Raw genomic sequence first — 21,467 nt, 5'->3', positions numbered from 1 at the left:
GTAGACAAACCCTCGCATCCTTTGTCAGGTGCTCATGAATGTCAAATTCGCTCTGCGCCAGTACTCGTCCTTCCTAGACTGCAAAGGTTTTCTATCACGCTGAAAAGAAGACAAAAGGCTAAAAGAAAGTTCATTTTAGCCTTTTGTCAACGATCTGAAAGTATGTAGAGACATTCTACATGCTTTTATTTTCGAGGCTGTAAGATACCCCCGATTAGATCACTGATTCCGCCTCTATTTTCCTGCTGTGAGTTGGTGATTTCGTGTGAGGTACTCTGACTCTGGGGTTTGTACCGGTTATCATCTATCCCGACCCGCATTCCAGATGTTCGTTCAGATGGCTGGATAATCACAATTTGGTCCTGTTCATGAAATTCAAACAAGTAGGATTCGCCCGATGTTTGTCCAATGAACGTTTTCCAGTTCACATCTAATTTGACTTTCGGTGCTTTGCCCGTCCAAGCGACAATAGCGTCAGGATCTACACGGCAAGGTGCTTTTAAAATCAGCGGGTTTCCATTTGTTTTGATGGCAACCTGCGCCCCGTGACCTTGATACGAGAGCTTTGAAGTAAATAGCCCTTTCTGTGATAAGATCCCAACGCCTACTGGTGTCACGCCATAGTGACATTCTTCAGTAAAGGCAAGTAAATCTTCACTTTCCACGCTAACATGTTGCCAAGGACCGTTCGGCTCAAGATTGATGACGGTCACATGCTCGCTAGAATCAGCCAAGTAGCAAGTGCCTTGTCCACTCACTTCCATCATCTCAAGGTTTTCACCTGTTAATTTTCTGCTAATATGATTAAATACTTGGCTGACCACATTTCCTTTATTCGTCCCAAGTAATCGTTTACGGTATTGAAATGTACCTTGATCGGCAATCATAGCGCCTTTTTTAGCAAAAAAGATCCCGTTGCCTTCTGCTTGTAAGGTCAGTTCTTCGATCGTGTTGAAATGAAATCCCATTTGTGCCAGCTCCTTTTCTTTGTCAAGATGTGAATCCGTAGATGCGGCATAGGTCGTTTAAATCAAGGGTCGTACCTTGTCCGGTTGCGGTGATTTTCCATTCGTTCTCAACTCTCGTTAGTTCAGCACAAATGATGGATGTACAAAATGAATAATCCTCTGTTAATTGAAAGGTACAAATCTCCTGTTGTGTGATTTGATCTGAAAGGCGCAAGTAGGCATTGGTCACCTGTCCAAAATGATGTGCCCGCTCGTGTGCATCATGTATCGTGGCTGTTACGACGATTTTCTGAATATCGGGTGAGACTCTGCTCAGTTGCATAATAATGATCTCATTGTCCCGATGGCCTCCGCCGACCTGATGATCACCTAGATGGCGAACAGCTCCATCTAAGCTTTGCTGCTGATGATAATAGATGAGGTGTTTTGGAGACAGAAGCTTGTCCTCTTCATTTAAGAGAAACACTTGCGTATCTAAATCAATTGGCTGACCAGATAAGTCCCAGCCAAGTCCGATATGAATTTGATCTACATTTGGATTGTCTTTTGTTAAATCTAACTTTTGTCCTTTCATGAGGTGTTTCTTCACTGTCTCAAGAGAAGCGTCTTCTTTCTCATGTTGCCTCATTGGCCATGCTTTGTTATTTTCTTGTTTTGATCCATTTGTGATGCTCATGCTGGTTTCCTCCTCGTCTGTGTAGGACAAACACTTATTAATTTACGTCATCATGGGCAAAAGGTTTCATGATTAAAATGGGATGAGGATGGAGATGATAAAAAGGTTTTAGCAAGAATACTTATTTTACATACAGACGAGATAGAAGTACTCGTTTGTTTCACTTTTCATAAAAATTCTTCAGAGAAATGTGATCTGTGGTATGATGTTTTACAAGAAGCAAGGACAGGATATGAGGGATTTCACATGCATGTATTTAAAGACTATTATCATAATACGGTCAAGCTCTCTTTTGAAGAGCAGCCTTTTTCAAGTCATCCTAAGCATGTTTGGGCTATTTGCCGCTATCAAGGAAAATGGCTACTTACTGAACATGAGGATCGAGGCTACGAGTTTCCAGGAGGGAAAGTAGAGCCAAATGAAGAAGCAGATCAAGCCGCTATACGAGAGATTCACGAAGAGACGGGTGCTGTTGTTCGTGAATTAACGTATATTGGTCAATATCAGGTGCTTGGCAGAGAGAAAATCATTGTCAAAAATATTTATTTCGCTGATATTGAAAGGCTCGTCAAGCAGGACACGTATTTTGAAACGAAAGGACCCGTTCTTTTCGCAGACTTACCAAGATCCATCGCAAAAAATAAAAATTTCAGTTTTATTATGAAAGATGATGTTTTAAGACAAAGTCTTGCTTATTTAGAAAAGAACGGTTTGATTCGTTAAAAAAAGCGTAGGGACATGACCCTGCGCTTTTTATTTTTGCAGAAAACGGCGTTCCAGCCATTCAACAAGCTGATACATGATGGTGGCGAAGACGGCGATAATGAAAAGACTTAAGAACACGAGTGTAAAGTTGAAGACTTGAAAGCCATAGATGATCATATAGCCGAGTCCTTTTGAGGAAACAAGGAATTCTCCCACAATGACCCCAACCCAAGAAAGACCAACATTGACCTTAATGGCAGAGATCATCGTTGGAATACTTGCTGGCAAAATGACCTCACGGAAGACCGTTCTTTTTTTTGCGCCAAAGGTTTTCATGACTTTTAAATAATTCTCATCGACTTCTTGAAAGGCTGTATAAATGACGATGGTGGTAATGATCACACTGATAATGGCACCCATCGCGACAATGCTGATCATGCCTGGTCCAAGGGCAACAATTAAAATGGGGGCGAGAGCGACTTTCGGCATCGCATTTAAAATAACCAAATAAGGATCAAGTACATTTGCAAGACGGGTGGACCACCATAAGGCGGCGGCTAATAAAATGCCGCAAAAAGTACCAAGTAGAAAGCCGAGCACTGTTTCAAATAGTGTAATGCTCATATGATTGATTAATGAACCATCTGATAATTTTTGTACAAACAATTGGCAGACGGCAGATGGTGAACTGAAAATGAGCGGGTCAATCAGTCTGAAATGGCTCGCAAGCTCCCAAAGCGAAAAGAAACTGGCGAAAATGATCAACTGGTAGACTCGCGTCATGCGTTTTTCCATTCGAACTTTTTTTCGATAGGCTTCATGTAAAAGGTCACTGTGTTTCAACTGTCTTCAGCTCCTTCCAAATCGTTTGAAAGAGCTCTTGGAAACTTGCTGTCTGTCTCGCTTCAAAAGGAGAGAGCGTCCTCAGATCATCTGGAACGGTAAACATTCGCTGGATAGAGCCGGGATGCTTTGAGAATAAGAAAATGCGATCACTCATCGCAATGGCTTCGCCGATGTCATGCGTGACAAGAACAGCCGTTTTTTGATAGTTTTTTAATGTGTGAAAGACGAGGTCTTCTAATGTCAGTTTCGTCTGGTAATCTAGTGCTGAAAATGGCTCATCTAGCAGAAGCAGGCCGGGATCAACTGCAAGTGTTCGGGCGAGAGCCGCACGTTGCCTCATCCCGCCTGACAGCTCTTTCGGGTATTTTTCTTCGACATCATTGAGTCCAAGCTTTGGCAGTAAGCTAAGGGCAGCTGAGGTGGCTTCATGTGAATCTTGTTTTGCAATTTTTAACCCGAGAATGACATTTTCCTTGATCGTTTTCCATGGGAACAAATAATCTTGCTGGAGCATATAACCGATTTGATGCTCCTGTTGATTCGGTTCTTTTCCTTCGATTAAAATTCGACCTTCAGAGGGTGGCGTAATGCCTGCGATGATGGAAAGCAAGGTTGTTTTCCCGCAGCCGCTAGGACCAATAAATGAGATGAATTCACCTTGAGTGATCTCCATATTGATGTGCTGTATGGCCGTTGTTTTTTCTTTTAAAGAGAAGTACGTGTGGGTCACATGGTCAATTTGAAGGAAAGACATGTGCTACCTCCTGTTCTATTTGTGATCTGTGACCTTCTTGGCAATGGATGAATCGACAAGTTGTTTGTACGGGATAAATTCCGGCAGTTCACCACTTGCCTTCATGATTTCCTGTAGTTTGTTCCATTCTTCTTCATTTAGAAGGGGATCTGTTGCATAGGAGTTCTGCTGCTTGTAGCGTTTAATGGCTGTTGATAAGACATCAAGGTCTGTATCAGGAAATTGAGATTGGATTGTCTTGGCAATCTCCTCTGGGCTCTTTGCTTTGACCCATTTTTGCGCTTTGTAAATGGCACGAGTAAAGGCTTCAGCTGTCTCTTTGTTTTCCTCTAAGTAACTCTTCTTTGCCATAAAGGTGGTATAAGGCACCTTGCCGGAAGCCTCACCAAAGGAGGCGGTAATGTACCCTTTGCCTTCTTTTTCAATTAAGGAAGCTGTCGGTTCGAATAACTGCACAAAATCGCCAGTTCCAGAGGAAAAAGCACCTGAAATGTTGGCAAAATCAATATTTTGAATCATGCGAAGATCCTGTTTCAAATCAATGCCTTCTTTTTTCAGGACATATTCACCGACCATTTGCGGCATGCCGCCTTTCCGTTGTCCGAGAAAGTCCTTTCCTTTCAATTGATCCCAAGAGAATTGATTGATTTTTTCCCTTGAAACAAGAAATGTACCGTCTGTTTGTGTCAGCTGTGCAAAGTTCATGACAGAGTCTTTCGTGTCTTGTGCTTCCACATAAATAGAAGATTCAGATCCGGTCAGAGCGATATCAGCGCCGCCGGATAAGAGAGCTGTCATTGTTTTATCGCCGCCCCAAGTGGTTTTTAATTCAACCTCTAAGCCTTCATCTTTGAAAAATCCTTCGGATAGGGCGACATAAAGCGGTGCATAAAAGACCGAATGGGTCACCTCGGCTACTTGTACGGTCTGCTCTTGGTCTTTTTTACAGGCGACAAATGGAATAAAGAGCAGGACAACGAATATGAATGCCAGTCTGACTTTAATGGAACGATTCAAGAGTAATTCGCCTCCTTTGTTCTAGGTCACTAATTAAAGTATGTCAAAAGGGATTTTTGGTGAGTGCCTAGATGAAATAAGAAGCGCATTGTTTATTTATAGAACGTGTCTTTTTTTCTATACTAGAAGCATGAATGCTTTCTTGAATTTGGTAGAAATAAAGGAGCGGTTTCGTGTATAGATTGAGTTGGATATTTGTTGGTTGGTATGTAGTAGGTCTTATTTTAATGGTCTTTTTTGAAGTGCCGGCATGGCTTCAGTTTGCGAATGGTATCTTTCTTGTGCTTTACGCCTGCTGCGTCATTGAGATTGGCCGAAATATCTACGGGGCATGGAGCTTTGTAATCGTAAGAGCAGCCATTGTGGGTGTGTTGACATTTACAGTTGAATGGGTGGGGATCACAACTGATTTTCCATTTGGGGCCTATGATTATTATCCGACGCTTGGATTTCTTGTGGCGGGAGTGCCTTTGACGATCGCTTTTGCATGGGTTGGTGTGTTTTTAAATAGTCTTTTTTTATCAAGACAACAATCGAAGTGGAAGCGAGCCGTCGAAACGGGTATATGGATTGTACTGCTTGATCTCATATTAGATCCGGTAGCGGCTGAACGAAAGTTTTGGGTGTGGTATGACGGCGGAGGTTTCTTTGGTATCCCTTTTGAGAATTTTGTCAGCTGGGGTATCATTGGAGCAGGACTTTCATTTCTGTTCCCGCTCGTATCCATTGATCAGCAGGCATTGCGCTGGAATGGACGTATTTATCAGGCCATGGTGTTCTTCTTTGGTCTTTTAGCATTAAAGGGCGGGCTGGATGTCATTTTTTATTTAGCACTGATCATTGTCATCTTGTGTGAAGGAAGGGTTCGATTTGAAAGAAAGCGACAAAAACCGATCGTTTAGACGACTCTTTTATTTTTATCTTGAACGATATTTACTGAACAAACATTTTCGCTGTGTCATGATGAAAGGTACGGTTGACCCAAAGGAGAAGCATCCTGTTCTTTATCTTGCTAATCACAGTTCATGGTGGGATGGACTGATCATTTTTCTTTTAATAGAACAAATGTCTGAGCTGGATCATGCCATGATGATGGAAGAGAAGCAGTTGAAGCAATATGCTTTTTTTCAAAAACTTGGTGCATTTCCAGTTCATAAAGAGAAATTGAAAAGTGTCAAGCAGGCATTAATGACTGCAAAGGAGAAGATGGAGGCTGGCGGGGCTGTGTGGCTCTTCCCGCAGGGGAAAATTATGCACCAAGACATAAGGCCGCTTGAACTGGAAGGCGGAGCTTCTTTTTTAGTCAGGCAATTTGAGCAGGTCGTCATCAAACCTGTAACGCTACATTATACATTTAATCAATTTCAAAAACCGACGGTATCGGTTGAGTTTGGAGAAGATGTCCTAGTAGCTGGCGGATCACTTCGCAGGAAGGAAGTAACAAGTTTACTCGGAGACCTGCTTGAAACACAGTTAAACGCACATCAAGCACAGGTTATTGCTGATCCAGATTTTTCAACAAACGAACAATTTAGGCAGGTGACAAGGACAAGCCGGTCAACTAGTGATGCGTTTGATTCCTTTAAAAAGTGGGTGAAAACATGGCGGTCTTCTTAATTGTCATCAGTGTTTTGCTGCTCTGCCAATTGATGTTTACGATTTGGAATATGAAGCAATTTCCTGTACTCAAGCCGGCATCTCTTTCACCTGATGAACCCATTTCATTATCGATCCTCATTCCAGCGAGAAATGAAGAAAAACGGCTGGAAGCCTGCCTTCAGTCGATTGTTGATCAGCGTCTCCATCCGAAAGAGTTGATCGTGCTGGATGATCACTCGACAGATCAGACGAGAATGATTGCAGAGGGCTTCGCAGAGACATATCCATGGATTCGCGTGCAGTCAGGTCAAGTACTGAAACGAGGATGGCTTGGAAAATCATATGCTTGTTCCCAGCTTGCTGAGGCAGCATCTTCTGATTGGCTGTTATTTTTAGATGCAGATGTCCGCTTAAAACAAGGAGCTATTGAAGCGGTGTACAAGCAGTTATGCATACAAAAAACGGGCATGCTTTCAGGTTTCCCAGAGCAAAAAACGGGAACGCCTTTTGAGCATCTTGTCGTTCCTATGATGATGTTTACGATTGGCTGTCATCTGCCAGTGAAGTGGGTCAGAACATCTCAACATCCTGCTTTTGCCGCAGCACATGGCGGTTTTATTGCCATTGAAAAGAACTGTTATCACGAAATAGGTGGTCATGAAGCGATCAAGGATTCTCTTGTGGATGATATGGCTTTGGCTAAACGAGTAAAAGCGAAGGGCTTTCCGTTCACACTGGCAAGTATTCATTCTTTTGTCTACATGAGAATGTATGAGAGTGGACAGGAAGTATGGGAAGGATATCGGAAAAATTTGTTCCCGGGAGTGAATCGAAACATTGCTTTGTTAAGCAGTGTCTTTTGTTTATACTCCGTCCTTTATGTAGTTCCTGTTATTTGCTTTATGATCGCACTGATTCATTTTGATGTGGTCAATCTCTGTTTAGCCCTTCTTTGCTACGGGCTGGGTGTATCCATTAAAGCGGTCATTGATATCGAAAATGGAAGAACGTCTACGATGGCCTTTTTATTGCCTGTCAGTATCATAAGCCTGATGGCCATTGGTTTTGCTTCTATGAAAATTGGGCTGAAAAAAGAAGGCTATGAATGGAAAGGAAGAAGGTACGAATGAAAAAAGTGATCATTATTGGCGGCGGACTTGGCGGGTTATCGGCTGCGATTCGCTTACAGTCACGCGGTTTCCAGGTCACCATTTTAGAAAAAGAAGCTGCATTAGGCGGGAAATTACAACGCCATCAAGCGTCTGGCTACTCTTTTGATTTAGGACCGAGTACCATTACAATGAAGGCGTATTTTGAAGAAGTATTTACCTCCTGTCATAGACGAATGGAGGATTATGTGACGTTTTATCCGATTTTCCCCCTTACTAAAAACGTTTTTTCAGATGGACATACGGTCGAGTTTACGCCAGATATTGAGCAAATGGAATCACAAATTGCAGTTTTTAGTCCAGAGGATGCACAGCAATACCGGGCATTCTTACAGGAATCGAAGAAGCTTTTTCAAATGGCAGAGGATCAGTTTTTAAATCGTTTATTATTGACATGGAAGGACAAAGCGGATATCAAGTTAATGAAAGCCCTTTTTGCTGTCAAACCTTTTACATCCGTTCAGCGCTTGCTACGTCAATATTTTCGTCATCCTCATACATTGGCGATGTTTGGCCGGTATGCGACTTACATTGGCTCTTCGCCATACGAGGCACCTGCTATTTTTAATATGATGGCTTATTTAGAAGGAGAAAAAGGCATTTACGGTATTAAGGGCGGTACGTATCGTTTAGTTGAGGCATTTGAGACACTAGCAAAGGAATTGGGTGTCCAAATTCATCTCAATGAACGAGTCAAAAAGATTCATGTAAAGAATAAGCGAATCCAAGGAGTTGAAACGGATCAACAGTTATATGAGGCAGATCAAGTCATTGCGGGGGCAGATGCACTGACTGTTTATCGCCAATTAATTGATGAAGAAGACCGCCCGAGCTTTGGAAATCAAAAACTGGCAAACATTGAGCCATCGTTATCAGGTTTTGTTCTTTTGTTGGGCGTCCCTAAAGTCTATGAACAACTGTCTCATCACAACGTGTTTTTTCCAGAGAATTATGAACAAGAATTCAAGGATATTTTTCAGAAAAAACAGCTTCCTCATGATCCGACGCTTTACATCTGTTATTCAGGTCATTCAGAGCCAGCTTTAAGCGGAGGGCCAGGACGAAGTAACTTGTTTGTATTGGCCAATGCGCCATATGTGACAAAAGAGCAAAATTGGGACATGCTAAAGGAGACATATGGTCAGCATATGAAAACAAAACTAAAGGAAAAGGGTCTGTTTGATCTTGACCAGCTTGTAGAATTTGAAGCGGTACAAACCCCGCTTGATTTACAGCAAAAAACGGGAGCGTATCATGGGGCCATTTATGGCATGTCGTCAAACTCATTCAAGCAGGCATTTTTTCGCATCAATAATCAATCAAAGGATATTGAAGGGCTTTGGTTTGTTGGCGGCACAAGTCATCCAGGCGGTGGCACTCCGATGGTGACAAAATCAGGACAGCTCGTCGCAGAGGCCATTATCAAGCATTTGACGTAACACCGAATGAAAAGGAGAGAATTCAAGTGATTGTGGAAAAGAGAAGGTTCCCGTCGCCACATCCGCATATTCACTTATATACAGTGACATATGAGGCCGATGGACTTCGGATGAAGGGGCTGCTCGCTGAACCGGCCGGAGAAGGTCTCTATGACGGTTTTTTATATTTACGGGGCGGCATTAAAAATGTGGGAATGGTTAGACCTGGCCGAATTGTGCAATTTGCTGCGCAAGGGTTTGTCGTCTTTGCGCCCTTCTACCGAGGGAATCAAGGAGGGGAAGGGAACGAGGATTTTGCCGGAGAAGACCGGAAAGATGCATTTGCTGCATTTCAGCTGTTGAAACATCATCAAAAGGTGAAGCAGGAGCGCATTCATATCTTTGGTTTTTCCCGCGGCGGAATTATGGGCATATGGACCGCTGTTGAAATGAAGCATGAGGCCGCTTCCTTTGTGACATGGGGAGGCGTAAGTGATATGAAGCTCACCTATGAAGAACGTGTGGATATGAGAAGAATGATGAAGCGTGTAATAGGAGGTCCTCCGCATAAGGTACCAGAAGCATATGAGGCTAGAACGCCCTTGAATCATGTGCACCAAATTGAAGCACCTGTCCTAATCATTCATGGGGAGCTGGATGAGAATGTATCCATTGAGCATGCGTATTTATTAGAAGATGCCCTGCGTCAGCATGGCAAATCTGTGGAAACATGGTATTTTCATGGATATCATCATTATTTCCCGCCACAGCATAACCGGGAGATTGTCAGACGGCTGACGACATGGATGCACAGCCGAAAAGGCGGAAATGTGGTAAAATAAACGGTAGAAAGAAATATAGAAAGTAGGGGGATTTTCATTATGGGAATGCCTGTTGAATTTAATACAATGATTGTCACAAAAGGAAAAGAGACAAGAATTGAAGAAAATGTGTTTGAGCTCATGAAGGAAGGGTACCGCATTTATCCATTAAATATTCCGCTTGAGGTGCGTAAAACGAAAGACGGAGAAAAAACAGGAACAGCACATGTTGAAAAGCTGGAGCTCACAGACAATATCACGAAGGTGACGTACCGTCTTGTGTCATTGCATTCAACGAACTAAAAAAGCTGAGGGATTCATTCCCTCAGCTTTTTCCTTTTGATTAGACGAGTGGTCCGCCTTTTGCTTCAATATCACTTGCTGCATGGCTGAATTTTTTAAAGTTCTTTTTAAATTCATTTGCAAGGAAGTTTGCTTTTTCTTTGTAAGCCTCTTGATCGTCCCATGTTTTAGCAGGCTGAAGCACTTCATCTGGCACTCCTGGAATATGAAGCGGGATGTGTAATCCGAAGATGTCGTCAGTGATCATTTCAGCGTTGTCAAGATCGCCTTCGATCGCTGCCTGCACCATTGCTCTTGTATGAGCAAGATTCATTCGTTTGCCCGTACCGTAGCCGCCGCCAGTCCAGCCTGTATTCACAAGGAATACTTTTGCGCCGTGCTCATCGATTTTTTTACCAAGCATTTCAGCATAGACATGAGCAGGAAGTGGCAAGAATGGTGAACCAAAGCAAGTAGAGAACGTTGTTTCTGGTGACGTCACGCCACGCTCAGTTCCCGCTAATTTACTTGTGTAACCGCTCAAGAAGTGGTACATCGCCTGTTCTTTCGTTAAACGGCTGATTGGAGGTAAAACGCCGAATGCATCAGCTGTTAAAAAGACAATGGCAGATGGGTGACCTGCAATACTTGGTTTCACGATGTTATCAATCATTTCGATTGGGTAAGCCGCACGTGTATTTTCAGTAAAGAATGTGTCATCATAATCTGCTTCACGTGTTTCTTCATCAAGTACTACATTTTCAAGCACTGATCCGAAGCTGATGGCTTTGTAAATTTGGGGTTCTTTTTCTTCACTTAAGTTCACGCATTTTGCATAGCATCCGCCTTCAATATTGAAAACACCTGTGTTAGACCAGCCGTGCTCATCGTCTCCAATCAGCTTGCGGCTTGCACTTGCAGAAAGCGTCGTTTTTCCAGTACCTGAAAGGCCGAAAAATAAAGCAACATCGCCTTCTTGACCGACGTTAGCAGAGCAGTGCATAGATAAAATATCTTGTTCAGGAAGCAGGTAGTTCATAACAGAGAAAATGGATTTTTTCATCTCACCTGCATATTCTGTTCCACCGATCAGAATCGTCCGTTTTTCAAAAGAAACGATAATAAACGTTTCAGAGTTTGTGCCATCTGTTTCAGGATCTGCTTTAAAGTGAGGTGCAGATAAGATGGTGAAAGGTTTTTCGTTTGATGATGGTGTTGATCCATCAGGTCTGATGAATAGTTGCTTTGCAAAGAGATTGTGCCAAGCGAATTCATTTACAACTGTAATGGGCATACGGTATTTTTCGTCAGCACCGGCAAAACCATCAAAGACAAATAGTTCATCACGTTCTTTTAAGTATGACACAACCTTTGTATATAAACGATCAAATGCCTCTTTCGAGATCGGCTGATTGACTTGACCCCAATCAATTTTATGTTCAGAGTTTTCTTCTTTTACGATGAATTTATCTTTAGGCGAACGTCCAGTGTAGGCACCAGTTGTGGCGCGGACAGCACCAGTTGAAGTTAAAACGCCTTCATTACGTGCCAAAATCTTTTCAACAAGTTTCGGAACAGATAAATTTTGGTGCGTATTTTCTAATGAGAGCAATGACTGCAAATCTTCTTTTAAATCCACTGAGTTCATAAAAAAACCCTTCCTTTACCGTTGAATTTGTTTGTTTTGATTAGTATAACACATTGATAATAATAGTCTATACTATTTAAACATTTTTGTGTGTGTTTTTTCATTTCTGCTATGAAAATATGCTTTTTGGTGATGCTAATGATGAGGTGAAAAAAAGGGGAGATAATTCCTATGAACCATTGACATGACGCAAGGGTTTAAGATAAGATATCTTATTGAACGGATACTCTTATCCCGAGTTGGTGGAGGGACAGGCCCGATGAAGCCCAGCAACCGGTTTCTTATGAAAAAGGCATGAACATGCTGAGAAACCAAGGTGCTAACCTGATGCAAGGTACAAGAACACCTTGAGCGATAAGAGTGAAAGGCATGCGATCTCAGACCCTTTCCTCGCAATGAAGGAAATGGTTTTTTTATTTTTGGGATATCATATGAACAAATTGCCAATAACATCTCTAATATAAACATGTTGAAATATAAGAGGGAACGAGTTCCGTATCATATTGGAGGCCTCATCTTGGGATGATGTGGTCTTGTACAGGAGGAAATAGCCATTATGAGTCAAAATCGTCGTTTATTTACTTCAGAATCAGTGACCGAAGGACATCCAGATAAAATCTGTGATCAAATTTCAGACAGCATTTTGGATGAAATTTTAAAGAAAGATCCAAATGCACGTGTTGCCTGTGAAACTTCTGTAACAACCGGTCTCGTATTAGTAAGCGGTGAGATTACAACGTCTACTTATGTCGACATTCCAAAGACGGTGCGTGACACGATTAAGGAAATTGGCTACACACGTGCGAAATATGGTTTTGATGCGGAAACATGTGCGGTTCTTACATCAATTGATGAACAGTCTGCTGATATTGCGCAAGGTGTAGACAAAGCGCTTGAAGCACGTGAAGGAACAATGACTGAAGAAGAAATTGATGCGATCGGTGCAGGTGACCAAGGTTTGATGTTTGGTTTTGCAAACAACGAAACTGAAGAGCTTATGCCACTGCCGATTTCTCTTGCACATAAATTATCTCGCCGTTTAACAGAAGTACGCAAGAATGAAACACTTGCATACCTTCGTCCAGACGGAAAAACTCAAGTAACAGTTGAATATGATGAACAAAACAAACCAGTTCGTATTGATACGGTGGTTATTTCTACACAGCATGCACCAGAAGTGACGCTTGAACAAATTCAAAGCGACTTAAAAGAGCATGTCATCCGCCCTGTCGTTCCAAGTGAACTGATCGATGAAGAAACAAAATACTTCATCAACCCAACAGGCCGCTTTGTCATCGGTGGACCTCAAGGGGATGCTGGTTTAACTGGACGTAAAATCATCGTTGATACTTATGGCGGGTATGCTCGTCACGGTGGCGGTGCTTTCTCTGGTAAGGATGCAACGAAGGTTGACCGTTCTGCAGCATATGCGGCTCGCTATGTAGCGAAAAACATCGTAGCAGCTGGTCTTGCAGATTCATGTGAAGTACAGCTTGCTTATGCAATTGGTGTTGCACAGCCTGTCTCCATTTCAATTGATACATTTGGAACAGGAAAAGCCTCTGAAGAGAAATTAATTGAAGTGGTACGTGCAAACTTTGATCTTCGTCCAGCTGGCATTATTAAAATGCTTGACTTACGTCGTCCGATCTATAAACAAACCGCTGCATACGGACATTTTGGCCGTCATGACTTGGATCTTCCATGGGAAAAAACGGATAAAGCCGACACGCTTCGCAAGGAAGCATTAGGAGAATAACAACATACAAAACCGCTTATTTTAAGCGGTTTTCCTTTTGATTAAAAAAAATTCTACAAAAAGCGTAAAAATGTGAAACAAAATTGGACAAAATACTGTCTAATTATAGGTCTACTTTTAAGAAATAACATAACGTGGAGGCAATAATATGTGTGGGTTTGTTGGTGTATTTAATCACCGTCCATTGTCCGAAACTACTGAGCAGGAAGAGTTAATTAAGCAAATGAATCGTCTCATCGTTCATCGAGGTCCGGATGATGAGGGGTACTTTCATGATGAGCATGTAGGATTTGGATTTAGACGTTTAAGTATTATAGATGTTGAACACGGAAAGCAGCCGCTTTCTTATGAAGATGAAAAATATTGGATTATTTTCAACGGAGAAATTTATAACTATGTGGAGCTGAAAGAAGAGCTTGTGAAAAAAGGCTATACGTTCAGCACAGATTCTGATACGGAAGTCCTTCTTGCCACATATCGCCACTATAAAGAAGAAGCGGCATCGAAGCTTCGCGGCATGTTTGCCTTTTTAATTTGGGATAAAGAAGCGCAGTTATTATATGGCGCAAGAGATCCTTTCGGCATTAAACCGCTCTATTTTACACAAATAGATGACCAAGTGTACTTTGCTTCTGAACGCAAAAGCTTAATGGCTGTGAATGAGAACATTTTATTTGATGAGACTGCTTTGCAGCAGTACATGTCTTTTCAGTTCGTTCCTGAGCCAAATACACTTGATCAAAAAGTGCACAAAGTTGAGCCAGGTCATCAGTTTACACTGCGTCCAGGCCAAGACATTGCATTTAAGACTTACTGGAAAGTTCAATTCAAACCTGAGCAAACACAAGAGCAGAAATTAGTAGAAGAAGTACGTGATGCTATCTATGATTCTGTAAAAGTCCACATGAGAAGTGATGTGCCTGTTGGTTCATTCCTATCAGGCGGGATCGATTCTTCTTTCATCGTGTCGGTCGCAAAGGAATTTCACCCTGAACTGAAGACATTCTCTGTTGGTTTCCAGCAGGATGGATTCAGTGAAGTGGATGTAGCAAAAGAAACAGCTGATAAGCTGGGATTGCAAAACTTTAGTGCTGTGATTTCTCCTGAGGAATATATGAATGAGCTTCCGAAGATCGTCTGGCATTTAGATGATCCTTTGGCTGATCCAGCGGCGATTCCATTGTATTTCGTAGCAAAAGAAGCGAAAAAACAAGTCACAGTTGTTCTTTCAGGTGAGGGAGCAGACGAGCTATTCGGTGGATATAATATTTACCGTGAACCGCTATCTCTAAAGCCTTTTGAATCTGTACCATCCATGCTGAAAAAGCTTCTTCTTCGTCTGGCTCGTTTAATGCCAGAAGGAATGAAAGGGAAAAGCTTTATCGTTCGCGGCTGTACGCCATTAGAGGAACGTTATATCGGCAATGCGAAAATCTTTGAAGAGCCAGTGAAGAAAAACCTCTTAAAGCAGTATGATCCGAACATCACGTATCGTGACGTGACGAGAACATACTTCGAGGAAAGTGCAGGCTACAGTGATATTAACAAAATGCAATATGTTGATATCCATACGTGGATGCGCGGGGATATCCTGCTGAAAGCAGATAAGATGACAATGGCCAATTCTCTTGAGCTTCGTGTTCCATTCCTTGATAAGGTCGTATTTGAAGCAGCTTCTAAAATTCCAGAAGAGCTGAAAACGAAAGACGGCACAACGAAATATTTATTGCGTAAAGCAGCAGAAGGCATTGTGCCGGACCATGTGTTAAACCGTAAAAAACTAGGTTTCCCTGTTCCAATTCGTCATTGGCTGAAAAATGAGATGAACGCTTGGGCGAAAGATATCATTAAAAACAGTCAGACAGATGAATACATTAACAAGGCATATGTTCTTGATTTATTAAATGATCATTGTGCTGGAAAAGCCGATCATAGCCGTAAGATTTGGACTGTCCTGATCTTTATGATCTGGCATAGCATCTATGTAGAGCGCAGCATTGATCCAGAGCAGTTGAATCACCAGCCGAAAGAAGTTATTTTTAGCTAATGAAAAAGGTTTTCAGCTTTGTGCTGAAAACCTTTTTTGTCATGATAGAAAGTAGTGGAAAAGGGTAAAATAACAAGCGGTACACAGTTATTGCTTAATATCCTGAAAAAAACATGATAAAGTGAAGATACATGTATGATGTTAACGCGATAAAAGGGAACGATAGTATTGTCCTTTTTCTACATATTCTCTGCGGATACGATCCATGTCTTGGATATCTTCATCTGTTAACTGGCGAACGACTTTGGCTGGACGGCCAAAAGCGAGTGAGCCTTTTGGGATGACTTTTCCTTGCGGGACAAGGCTACCTGCACCAATAAAGGCTCCTTCGCCAATTTCCGCACCATCGAGAATGATGGATCCCATGCCAATGAGGGCATTTTTTCGAATGATAGAGCTATGTAATGTGACTTGGTGTCCAATGGTAGCACCATCTTCAATCAGAAGTGTTTTTCCAGGACTTTGATGCAGGCAGGATAAGTCTTGAATGTTGACGTTTTTTCCAATTCTGACAGGAGCTACATCGCCTCTAATGACCGTTTGGAACCAAACGCTTGAATATTCTCCTATTGTGACATCACCTGTAATGGTGGCGTTTTCTGCAACAAAGACCGATTCATGAATCTCAGGTGTAAACTGATGATATGGATAAATCACTTTTTCGACTTCCTTTCTTAATACAACATTTGTGAGGTGTTTACTTTGTGGACTTGGCATGCTGAAAGACCGGTTGGTACAATTGTCATTGTACATGGTGCTAGTGAATATCATGGCCGATATAAATGGCTGATCGAAATGTGGCGAAATGCAGGCTATCACGTCGTCATGGGTGACCTGCCTGGGCAAGGGACATCGACACGTGCGAGAGGCCACATTCGTTCTTTTCAAGAATACATTGATACAGTGGATGAATGGATTGAACATGCGAAGTCGTTCAGACTTCCGACATTTTTACTTGGACATAGTATGGGGGGACTGATTTCGATTGAATGGTTCAAGCAGTATACCCATACGAAGATTGATGGCCTTATTTTATCATCACCTTGTTTAGGTCTGCAATTTAAACCGAAGAAGCTGATGGATTTTGCGTCAAAAGGGCTAAATGTGCTGGCACCGTCTTTTAAAGTCGAATCTGGGCTGTCGATTGAACTTGCCACGCGGAATCAAGATGTGATAGAGGCAGATTCGAATGATTCGCTTTATGTGACGAAGGTGTCGGTTCGCTGGTATCGAGAACTGGTCAAAAATATTGATGCGGCGATGCAGCCTACGAATGTTTTTCGGTCGATTCCACTCCTGCTCATGCAGGCAGGCGATGACAAGATTGTAGATAAAACAAGAGTGATGAAATGGTTCAATGGCATTGAATCAACCAATAAATCATACCGTGAATGGGAAGGGCTTTATCATGAAATTTTTAATGAGCCCGAGCGAGAAGAAGTGTTTAAGGCGGCAAGAGCCTTTACTGATCAATATATTTGATTGTGAGCTTAAGTTGGGGGTGGATTGATTTGTCAGTACCAGAACGTCCTTTTGCACTGATGACGAAGGTGTATAAAGATATTTTTCCGCTAGTTCATCAGGAGCTAAAAAAGTGGCGGGCGCATGCAGAAATGATTGAAAATGAAGAACTGAGAACGCAGGCACTAGCGAGCATATCCAGTAAAACCTTTCACTGTGAAGGCGGGGGAATTTTATCTCTTCTTGCAGGTGAAGCGAAGGAAACGTGTATTGAATTCATTGTGGCGTACCAAACGATTAGCGATTACTTAGATAATTTGTGTGACCGCAGTACATCACTTGATCCAAAGGATTTTCATATGCTGCATCAGGCAATGAGAGATGCACTCGATATTCATGCGGAGCTTAAGCCGTATTATCAATTCCGTGATGATCAAGAGGATCATGGGTACCTGCATGCGCTAGTCAGGACGTGCCAAGATGTGCTGTCACGTCTAGCGCATTATCCGATCATTCAGCCCTATTTACATACGCTGTGTGATTATTATAGTGATTTACAAGTACATAAGCATGTGGTTCCTCATGAGCGTGAACCTCGATTAGAGTCATGGTTCCGCCAGTATGAAAAGGATTTACCAAAGATGGAGTGGTATGAGTTTTCCGCATGTGCAGGATCAACGCTGGGTATTTTCTGTCTTGTGGCTTATGCACTGCAGCCTGATTTTACAGAGAAGCAGGCGAAGCAAATTTACGAAAGCTATTTCCCTTATATCCAAGGTCTGCACATCTTACTGGACTATTTAATCGACCAAGAAGAGGACAGGCTGGAAGGCGATTTGAATTTTTGCTCGTACTACAATTCTCATCATGAGATGATGGATAGACTACAGCATTTTATTGAAAAAGCGGATGAACAGCTGAAAGGCATTCCACACGAGAATTTTCACAAACTAATCAATAGAGGGTTACTTGCGGTCTATTTGTCTGATGAAAAAGTGACAGCTCAAAAAGAGATGAACAAGCTGGCAAAGCGGTTGATCAAATCAAGCGGGAAAACATCGTTCTTTTTCTATATCAATGGCAGAGCCTATCGCACCTATCAGAAAATGCCTTGGATGAAATCTTCTTAACGTATAAAATAAGCTCATCAGCTTGTAGAAAATGTTTTTCTACAAGCTTTTTTGTTTTGAACTGTTTCGCTTTGGACCATGTACAGTTCTTTTATGATTACAATCCTCTTATTTGCTGCCGATATTATTCTTAGTGTACGAAAAATAGGAGAAAAGTATGAATTGAATGAATCGTATCTACTCCTTATGACGTATATTTGTTGAAAAACTTAAAAAAGGGGAAGGTTGAATATGTCATTTTTTAAAAAGTTTGCAGCAAGTGTAGGAATCGGTGCAGCAAAAGTGGATACAATTTTGGAGAAAGATGCGTATGAACCGGGAGAAGAAGTAAAGGGAACAGTCCATGTGAAGGGCGGAAAAGTGCCTCAAGATATCCGCTATATTGATTTAAAGTTGAAAACATGGTACACCATTGTAAAAGATGATGAAGAGCAACGAAAACACACAACCATCCATTCTGTCCGAGTGACTGAATCATTCACGATTCAGCCTGGGGAAGCTCAGCAGTTTACATTCTCGTTTCACCTTCCTCTTGATACACCAATGACTGTAGGTAAAGTAGAGGTTGCTGTTGTGACAGACCTTGATATTCAAGGTGGTATTGATAAATTTGATCATGACCGCATTTTTGTAAACGCACACCCTTGGGTGAATCGTGTGCTTGAAGCTGTTGGAAACTTAGGCTTTCACCTTCATGAAGCAGACTGTGAAGAAGCACCTTATTTCAGGCGCCGCCTTCCCTTTGTTCAAGAGTTTGAGTTCATACCGACTTCCGACTATTATCGTCAAATGCTTGATGAGTTAGAGGTGATTTTCTTCATTGATGAAGAGGGGCTAGATCTCATTTTTGAAGTCGACCGTAGAGCAAGGGGGCTGCGTGGCTGGCTGGAAGAAATGTATAATGACGGAGAACAGCTTGTACGTGTCCGCTTTACTCAATCAGAGCTTGCAGATGCAGAAGAGCTGGAAGTAGTGCTTGAAGAAATCATTGACCAATACGCTTATTAAATAATAAAACTCAAATCCATTAAGAGGATTTGAGTTTTTTTTCGATGGCTACCACAAAGGGCGGATCGTTTTGAATATTCATGTATTGATAAGATATTACCTGTACTTCTTCGTGATGGAGTGTTTTGCAATAATCAAGAAGGATGTCCTTCTCTTTTTTTCCTTCGGGATGACCGTGGTAAATCACAAGAACGATCAGACCTCCAGGCTTAAGCCAATCCATGAGCTGGTTGATCGCTTCAATGGTCGTATGGGCCTGAGTCGTGACGGTTTTATCGCCTCCTGGTAAGTACCCAAGATTGAACACTGCACCAGATATGTGACCATAAGCTTCGGCTGGCAGATGCTCAGCAAGTTGTTCATGTCCGTCATGGATCAGGTGAACGTAAGGGTAGTGCTCACCAAGTCTTTTGCTTGTTTGCTCAATGGCTTCCTTCTGTACATCGAATGCGAAAACTTGTCCATCCTTCCCGACAAGGTCAGCTAAATAGCGTGTATCATGGCCATTTCCCATCGTTGCATCAATGACAATATCGCCTTTTTGACATGCACGTTCTAACAGTTCTTTACTAAAAGGGAGCATCCGTTTTAAAATCATTTTGCCGCTTCTTCCAATCTGATGAAGCGTTTGCCCTGGTAGCTGTTACGCCTTTCAAGCTCAGCATTAATGGCATTGAGCACTTCCCATTTATTCACACTCCACATTGGACCTACCATTAATTCAATGGGACCATCGCCTGTAATACGATGAATAATCATTTCTGGGGGCAGGATCTCCAGCTGATCACAGACAAGCTGGACATATTCCTCTTGGCTGAGAAATTCTAGTTTGCCTTTCTCATATTGCTTCACCATCGGTGTTCCTTTTAACAGGTGAAGTAGATGAATTTTAATTCCTTGTACATCTAAATCAGCGACAGCTTTTGCTGTTTCCATCATCATATCTCGGTTTTCAAGAGGAAGACCGTTGATGATATGTGAACAGACTCGAATGCCATGTTTTCTCAGTTTTTCTACACCTTCTACGTAGCATTCATAATCATGGGCACGGTTGATGAGCATCGCTGTCCGCTCATGCACAGTTTGTAGACCAAGTTCAACCCATAGATACGTCCGTTCATTTAACTCAGCTAAATATTCCACGACGTCATCTGGCAGACAATCTGGTCTTGTGGCAATCGATAAACCAACCACTCCATCCAGATTCATAACGGTTTCGTATTTTTCTTTTAAAACAGGAAGCGGCGCATGTGTATTTGTGTAAGCTTGGAAATACGCCATGTATTTTCCATCTTTCCATTTTGTATGCATCCGGTCCTTGATTTCATTAAATTGAGTGATGAGATCATCCGCCCGGTTCCCTGCAAAATCACCAGATCCTGCTGCGCTGCAAAATGTGCAACCTCCATGTGCGACAGTACCATCACGGTTTGGACAATCAAAGCCGCCGTCTAATGCGACTTTAAATACTTTATGACCAAAGTGCTCACGCAAATGATAATTCCATGTGTGATAACGTTTTTCGCTGTTTGAATATAAAAAAGGGTTATGCTGATCCAAGTCAGTAACCTCCTTGCATAATAATAGGCATCCTTAAAGTTTAACAAAAATCACGAAAGAGGACAATTGAATCTGTCCAACATTTTCTTTAGTGAAAAAGCTTTACGTGGGCAAAATAGGCGAGAGCAATGATGAAATGGAGGGATGGCTAGATGGCAACTAGAAAATCAATCGATGAATTTGTCCAAAAAAGCACTGAGACTCTTGAGTTTGCAAGCGAACAGTTTGATTTGAGCTCTCGCCAAGAACATTATAACGTAGAAGAATTTTCAAAAGCGCAGCTCATGCTTGAGGATGCGGTGAATGAATTAGAAAAGTTAAAAGATGTCGCCAATGATCAGCAAAGAGAACGTTTAGACAGAACGCGTGTACAAATTCAAAGTCTGCAAAACCAAATGATTTTAGGTATTTCATACGAGAACGAATGATGAACAGATCCTTCTTTTAAGGGTCTGTTTTTATTTTTTGGCTGTTTTCGCAAAGATTGTTGTTTTTGGATATATATTTGTCATAGGTTTTTGTTCTGTTAAAGTATGTTATATATAGAAATTGCAAATATCTTCAAGGGGGTAGAAGAAATGTTGGAGACTCTTCCTGAT

At 41.9% G+C, this 21,467-nt stretch carries 22 protein-coding genes and 1 riboswitch; of the genes, 13 read left to right on the top strand and 9 right to left on the bottom strand.

Annotation, left to right across the window (positions count from 1 at the left end; translation table 11 throughout):
• Positions 1-185: 185 nt before the first annotated feature.
• A complete protein-coding gene (locus V7L95_RS01925; protein WP_019743674.1) occupies positions 186-968 on the bottom strand; it encodes an AIM24 family protein in 783 nt (260 codons plus the stop codon).
• A 22-nt stretch (positions 969-990) separates the two neighbouring features.
• A complete protein-coding gene (locus V7L95_RS01920; protein ID WP_041093355.1) occupies positions 991-1,644 on the bottom strand; it encodes a TerD family protein in 654 nt (217 codons plus the stop codon).
• A 246-nt stretch (positions 1,645-1,890) separates the two neighbouring features.
• Between V7L95_RS01920 and ytkD the strand changes: the two genes are divergently transcribed.
• The gene (ytkD, locus tag V7L95_RS01915; protein WP_039964158.1) at positions 1,891-2,367 is read left to right on the top strand and encodes an RNA deprotection pyrophosphohydrolase; all 477 of its coding nucleotides are present in this window, start codon (positions 1,891-1,893) and stop codon (positions 2,365-2,367) included.
• Positions 2,368-2,397: 30 nt separating this feature from the next.
• On the opposite strand, the gene V7L95_RS01910 is transcribed toward ytkD, so the two are convergent.
• Genes V7L95_RS01910 through V7L95_RS01900 form a run of 3 tightly spaced genes read right to left on the bottom strand, consistent with a single transcriptional unit; the run spans position 2,398 to position 4,966 of the window.
• On the bottom strand, positions 2,398-3,192 hold the full coding sequence (locus V7L95_RS01910) for an ABC transporter permease (RefSeq protein WP_007501924.1): 795 nt from the start codon (positions 3,190-3,192) through the stop codon (positions 2,398-2,400).
• A complete protein-coding gene (locus V7L95_RS01905) occupies positions 3,179-3,949 on the bottom strand; it encodes an ABC transporter ATP-binding protein (protein ID WP_008342956.1) in 771 nt (256 codons plus the stop codon). Before V7L95_RS01905 ends, V7L95_RS01910 begins: the two co-directional genes overlap by 14 nt.
• Before the next feature lie 15 nt (positions 3,950-3,964).
• Complete coding sequence (locus tag V7L95_RS01900; RefSeq protein ID WP_024719321.1) at positions 3,965-4,966, bottom strand: ABC transporter substrate-binding protein; 1,002 nt, start codon at positions 4,964-4,966, stop codon at positions 3,965-3,967.
• A 173-nt stretch (positions 4,967-5,139) separates the two neighbouring features.
• On the opposite strand from V7L95_RS01900, the gene V7L95_RS01895 reads away from it, so the two are divergent.
• From V7L95_RS01895 to V7L95_RS01870, 6 genes are read left to right on the top strand one after another with little or no spacing between them, the layout of a single operon-like run.
• A complete protein-coding gene (locus tag V7L95_RS01895) occupies positions 5,140-5,868 on the top strand; it encodes a carotenoid biosynthesis protein (protein ID WP_052320820.1) in 729 nt (242 codons plus the stop codon).
• Positions 5,837-6,583 carry a lysophospholipid acyltransferase family protein gene (locus V7L95_RS01890; protein WP_052320821.1) on the top strand — a complete coding sequence of 249 codons (747 nt, stop codon included), beginning with the start codon at positions 5,837-5,839 and terminating at the stop codon, positions 6,581-6,583. The genes V7L95_RS01895 and V7L95_RS01890 overlap by 32 nt, the downstream gene beginning before the upstream one ends.
• Entirely contained in the window at positions 6,568-7,695 is a 1,128-nt protein-coding gene (locus tag V7L95_RS01885) for a glycosyltransferase (RefSeq protein WP_052320822.1), read from the top strand. The genes V7L95_RS01890 and V7L95_RS01885 overlap by 16 nt, the downstream gene beginning before the upstream one ends.
• Positions 7,692-9,173: a phytoene desaturase family protein gene (gene crtI / locus V7L95_RS01880; RefSeq protein ID WP_052320823.1), complete on the top strand. Its 1,482-nt coding sequence runs from the start codon at positions 7,692-7,694 to the stop codon at positions 9,171-9,173. The genes V7L95_RS01885 and crtI overlap by 4 nt, the downstream gene beginning before the upstream one ends.
• A gap of 26 nt (positions 9,174-9,199) precedes the next feature.
• A complete protein-coding gene (locus V7L95_RS01875) occupies positions 9,200-9,994 on the top strand; it encodes a prolyl oligopeptidase family serine peptidase (protein ID WP_017367901.1) in 795 nt (264 codons plus the stop codon).
• A 39-nt stretch (positions 9,995-10,033) separates the two neighbouring features.
• Entirely contained in the window at positions 10,034-10,276 is a 243-nt protein-coding gene (locus tag V7L95_RS01870; protein ID WP_017358362.1) for a DUF2584 domain-containing protein, read from the top strand.
• A gap of 40 nt (positions 10,277-10,316) precedes the next feature.
• On the opposite strand, the gene pckA is transcribed toward V7L95_RS01870, so the two are convergent.
• Entirely contained in the window at positions 10,317-11,903 is a 1,587-nt protein-coding gene (gene pckA / locus V7L95_RS01865) for a phosphoenolpyruvate carboxykinase (ATP) (RefSeq protein WP_007501908.1), read from the bottom strand.
• Between the two features lie 226 nt (positions 11,904-12,129).
• Positions 12,130-12,264: riboswitch (SAM riboswitch) on the top strand.
• A gap of 195 nt (positions 12,265-12,459) precedes the next feature.
• On the opposite strand from pckA, the gene metK reads away from it, so the two are divergent.
• Positions 12,460-13,662 (top strand): methionine adenosyltransferase, encoded by a 1,203-nt coding sequence (metK, locus tag V7L95_RS01860; protein WP_008342973.1) that lies wholly within the window; start codon positions 12,460-12,462, stop codon positions 13,660-13,662.
• Between the two features lie 148 nt (positions 13,663-13,810).
• Positions 13,811-15,709 (top strand): asparagine synthase (glutamine-hydrolyzing), encoded by a 1,899-nt coding sequence (gene asnB / locus V7L95_RS01855; RefSeq protein WP_136944718.1) that lies wholly within the window; start codon positions 13,811-13,813, stop codon positions 15,707-15,709.
• Between the two features lie 141 nt (positions 15,710-15,850).
• On the opposite strand, the gene V7L95_RS01850 is transcribed toward asnB, so the two are convergent.
• A complete protein-coding gene (locus tag V7L95_RS01850) occupies positions 15,851-16,366 on the bottom strand; it encodes a gamma carbonic anhydrase family protein (RefSeq protein ID WP_008342977.1) in 516 nt (171 codons plus the stop codon).
• A gap of 45 nt (positions 16,367-16,411) precedes the next feature.
• On the opposite strand from V7L95_RS01850, the gene V7L95_RS01845 reads away from it, so the two are divergent.
• The 3 genes from V7L95_RS01845 to V7L95_RS01835 all read left to right on the top strand — a co-directional run bounded on the left by V7L95_RS01845 (position 16,412) and on the right by V7L95_RS01835 (position 19,308).
• The gene (locus V7L95_RS01845; protein WP_007501904.1) at positions 16,412-17,191 is read left to right on the top strand and encodes an alpha/beta hydrolase; all 780 of its coding nucleotides are present in this window, start codon (positions 16,412-16,414) and stop codon (positions 17,189-17,191) included.
• A gap of 29 nt (positions 17,192-17,220) precedes the next feature.
• Entirely contained in the window at positions 17,221-18,300 is a 1,080-nt protein-coding gene (locus V7L95_RS01840; protein WP_017358359.1) for a tetraprenyl-beta-curcumene synthase family protein, read from the top strand.
• 231 nt (positions 18,301-18,531) lie between these two features.
• Positions 18,532-19,308, top strand: a complete 777-nt coding sequence (locus tag V7L95_RS01835; protein WP_081114385.1) for a sporulation protein — start codon at positions 18,532-18,534, stop codon at positions 19,306-19,308.
• 19 nt (positions 19,309-19,327) lie between these two features.
• Here the strand turns inward: V7L95_RS01835 and V7L95_RS01830 are convergent, their stop codons facing one another.
• Together V7L95_RS01830 and V7L95_RS01825 are read right to left on the bottom strand one after the other, a co-directional pair.
• Positions 19,328-19,906: a class I SAM-dependent methyltransferase gene (locus V7L95_RS01830; RefSeq protein ID WP_046344273.1), complete on the bottom strand. Its 579-nt coding sequence runs from the start codon at positions 19,904-19,906 to the stop codon at positions 19,328-19,330.
• Positions 19,903-20,868 (bottom strand): TIGR01212 family radical SAM protein, encoded by a 966-nt coding sequence (locus tag V7L95_RS01825; RefSeq protein ID WP_007501900.1) that lies wholly within the window; start codon positions 20,866-20,868, stop codon positions 19,903-19,905. Before V7L95_RS01825 ends, V7L95_RS01830 begins: the two co-directional genes overlap by 4 nt.
• 152 nt (positions 20,869-21,020) lie before the next feature.
• Between V7L95_RS01825 and V7L95_RS01820 the strand changes: the two genes are divergently transcribed.
• Positions 21,021-21,296: a YtzC family protein gene (locus tag V7L95_RS01820; protein WP_017367895.1), complete on the top strand. Its 276-nt coding sequence runs from the start codon at positions 21,021-21,023 to the stop codon at positions 21,294-21,296.
• Positions 21,297-21,467: the final 171 nt, after the last annotated feature.

Source organism: Bacillus sp. PPSBB_11, assembly GCF_038023285.1.
GTDB lineage: Bacteria > Bacillota > Bacilli > Bacillales > Bacillaceae > Bacillus > Bacillus altitudinis.
This window is presented reverse-complemented; position numbering and strand designations above follow the sequence as displayed.

Coding starts and splice junctions, on each gene's coding strand:
- V7L95_RS01925 (WP_019743674.1), bottom strand. CDS start 968: ATGGGATTTCATTTCAACACGATCGAAGAACTGACCTTACAAGCAGAA.
- metK (WP_008342973.1), top strand. CDS start 12,460: ATGAGTCAAAATCGTCGTTTATTTACTTCAGAATCAGTGACCGAAGGA.
- V7L95_RS01885 (WP_052320822.1), top strand. CDS start 6,568: ATGGCGGTCTTCTTAATTGTCATCAGTGTTTTGCTGCTCTGCCAATTG.
- pckA (WP_007501908.1), bottom strand. CDS start 11,903: ATGAACTCAGTGGATTTAAAAGAAGATTTGCAGTCATTGCTCTCATTA.
- V7L95_RS01870 (WP_017358362.1), top strand. CDS start 10,034: ATGGGAATGCCTGTTGAATTTAATACAATGATTGTCACAAAAGGAAAA.
- V7L95_RS01920 (WP_041093355.1), bottom strand. CDS start 1,644: ATGAGCATCACAAATGGATCAAAACAAGAAAATAACAAAGCATGGCCA.
- V7L95_RS01830 (WP_046344273.1), bottom strand. CDS start 19,906: ATGATTTTAAAACGGATGCTCCCTTTTAGTAAAGAACTGTTAGAACGT.
- crtI (WP_052320823.1), top strand. CDS start 7,692: ATGAAAAAAGTGATCATTATTGGCGGCGGACTTGGCGGGTTATCGGCT.
- asnB (WP_136944718.1), top strand. CDS start 13,811: ATGTGTGGGTTTGTTGGTGTATTTAATCACCGTCCATTGTCCGAAACT.
- V7L95_RS01835 (WP_081114385.1), top strand. CDS start 18,532: ATGTCATTTTTTAAAAAGTTTGCAGCAAGTGTAGGAATCGGTGCAGCA.
- V7L95_RS01905 (WP_008342956.1), bottom strand. CDS start 3,949: ATGTCTTTCCTTCAAATTGACCATGTGACCCACACGTACTTCTCTTTA.
- ytkD (WP_039964158.1), top strand. CDS start 1,891: ATGCATGTATTTAAAGACTATTATCATAATACGGTCAAGCTCTCTTTT.
- V7L95_RS01820 (WP_017367895.1), top strand. CDS start 21,021: ATGGCAACTAGAAAATCAATCGATGAATTTGTCCAAAAAAGCACTGAG.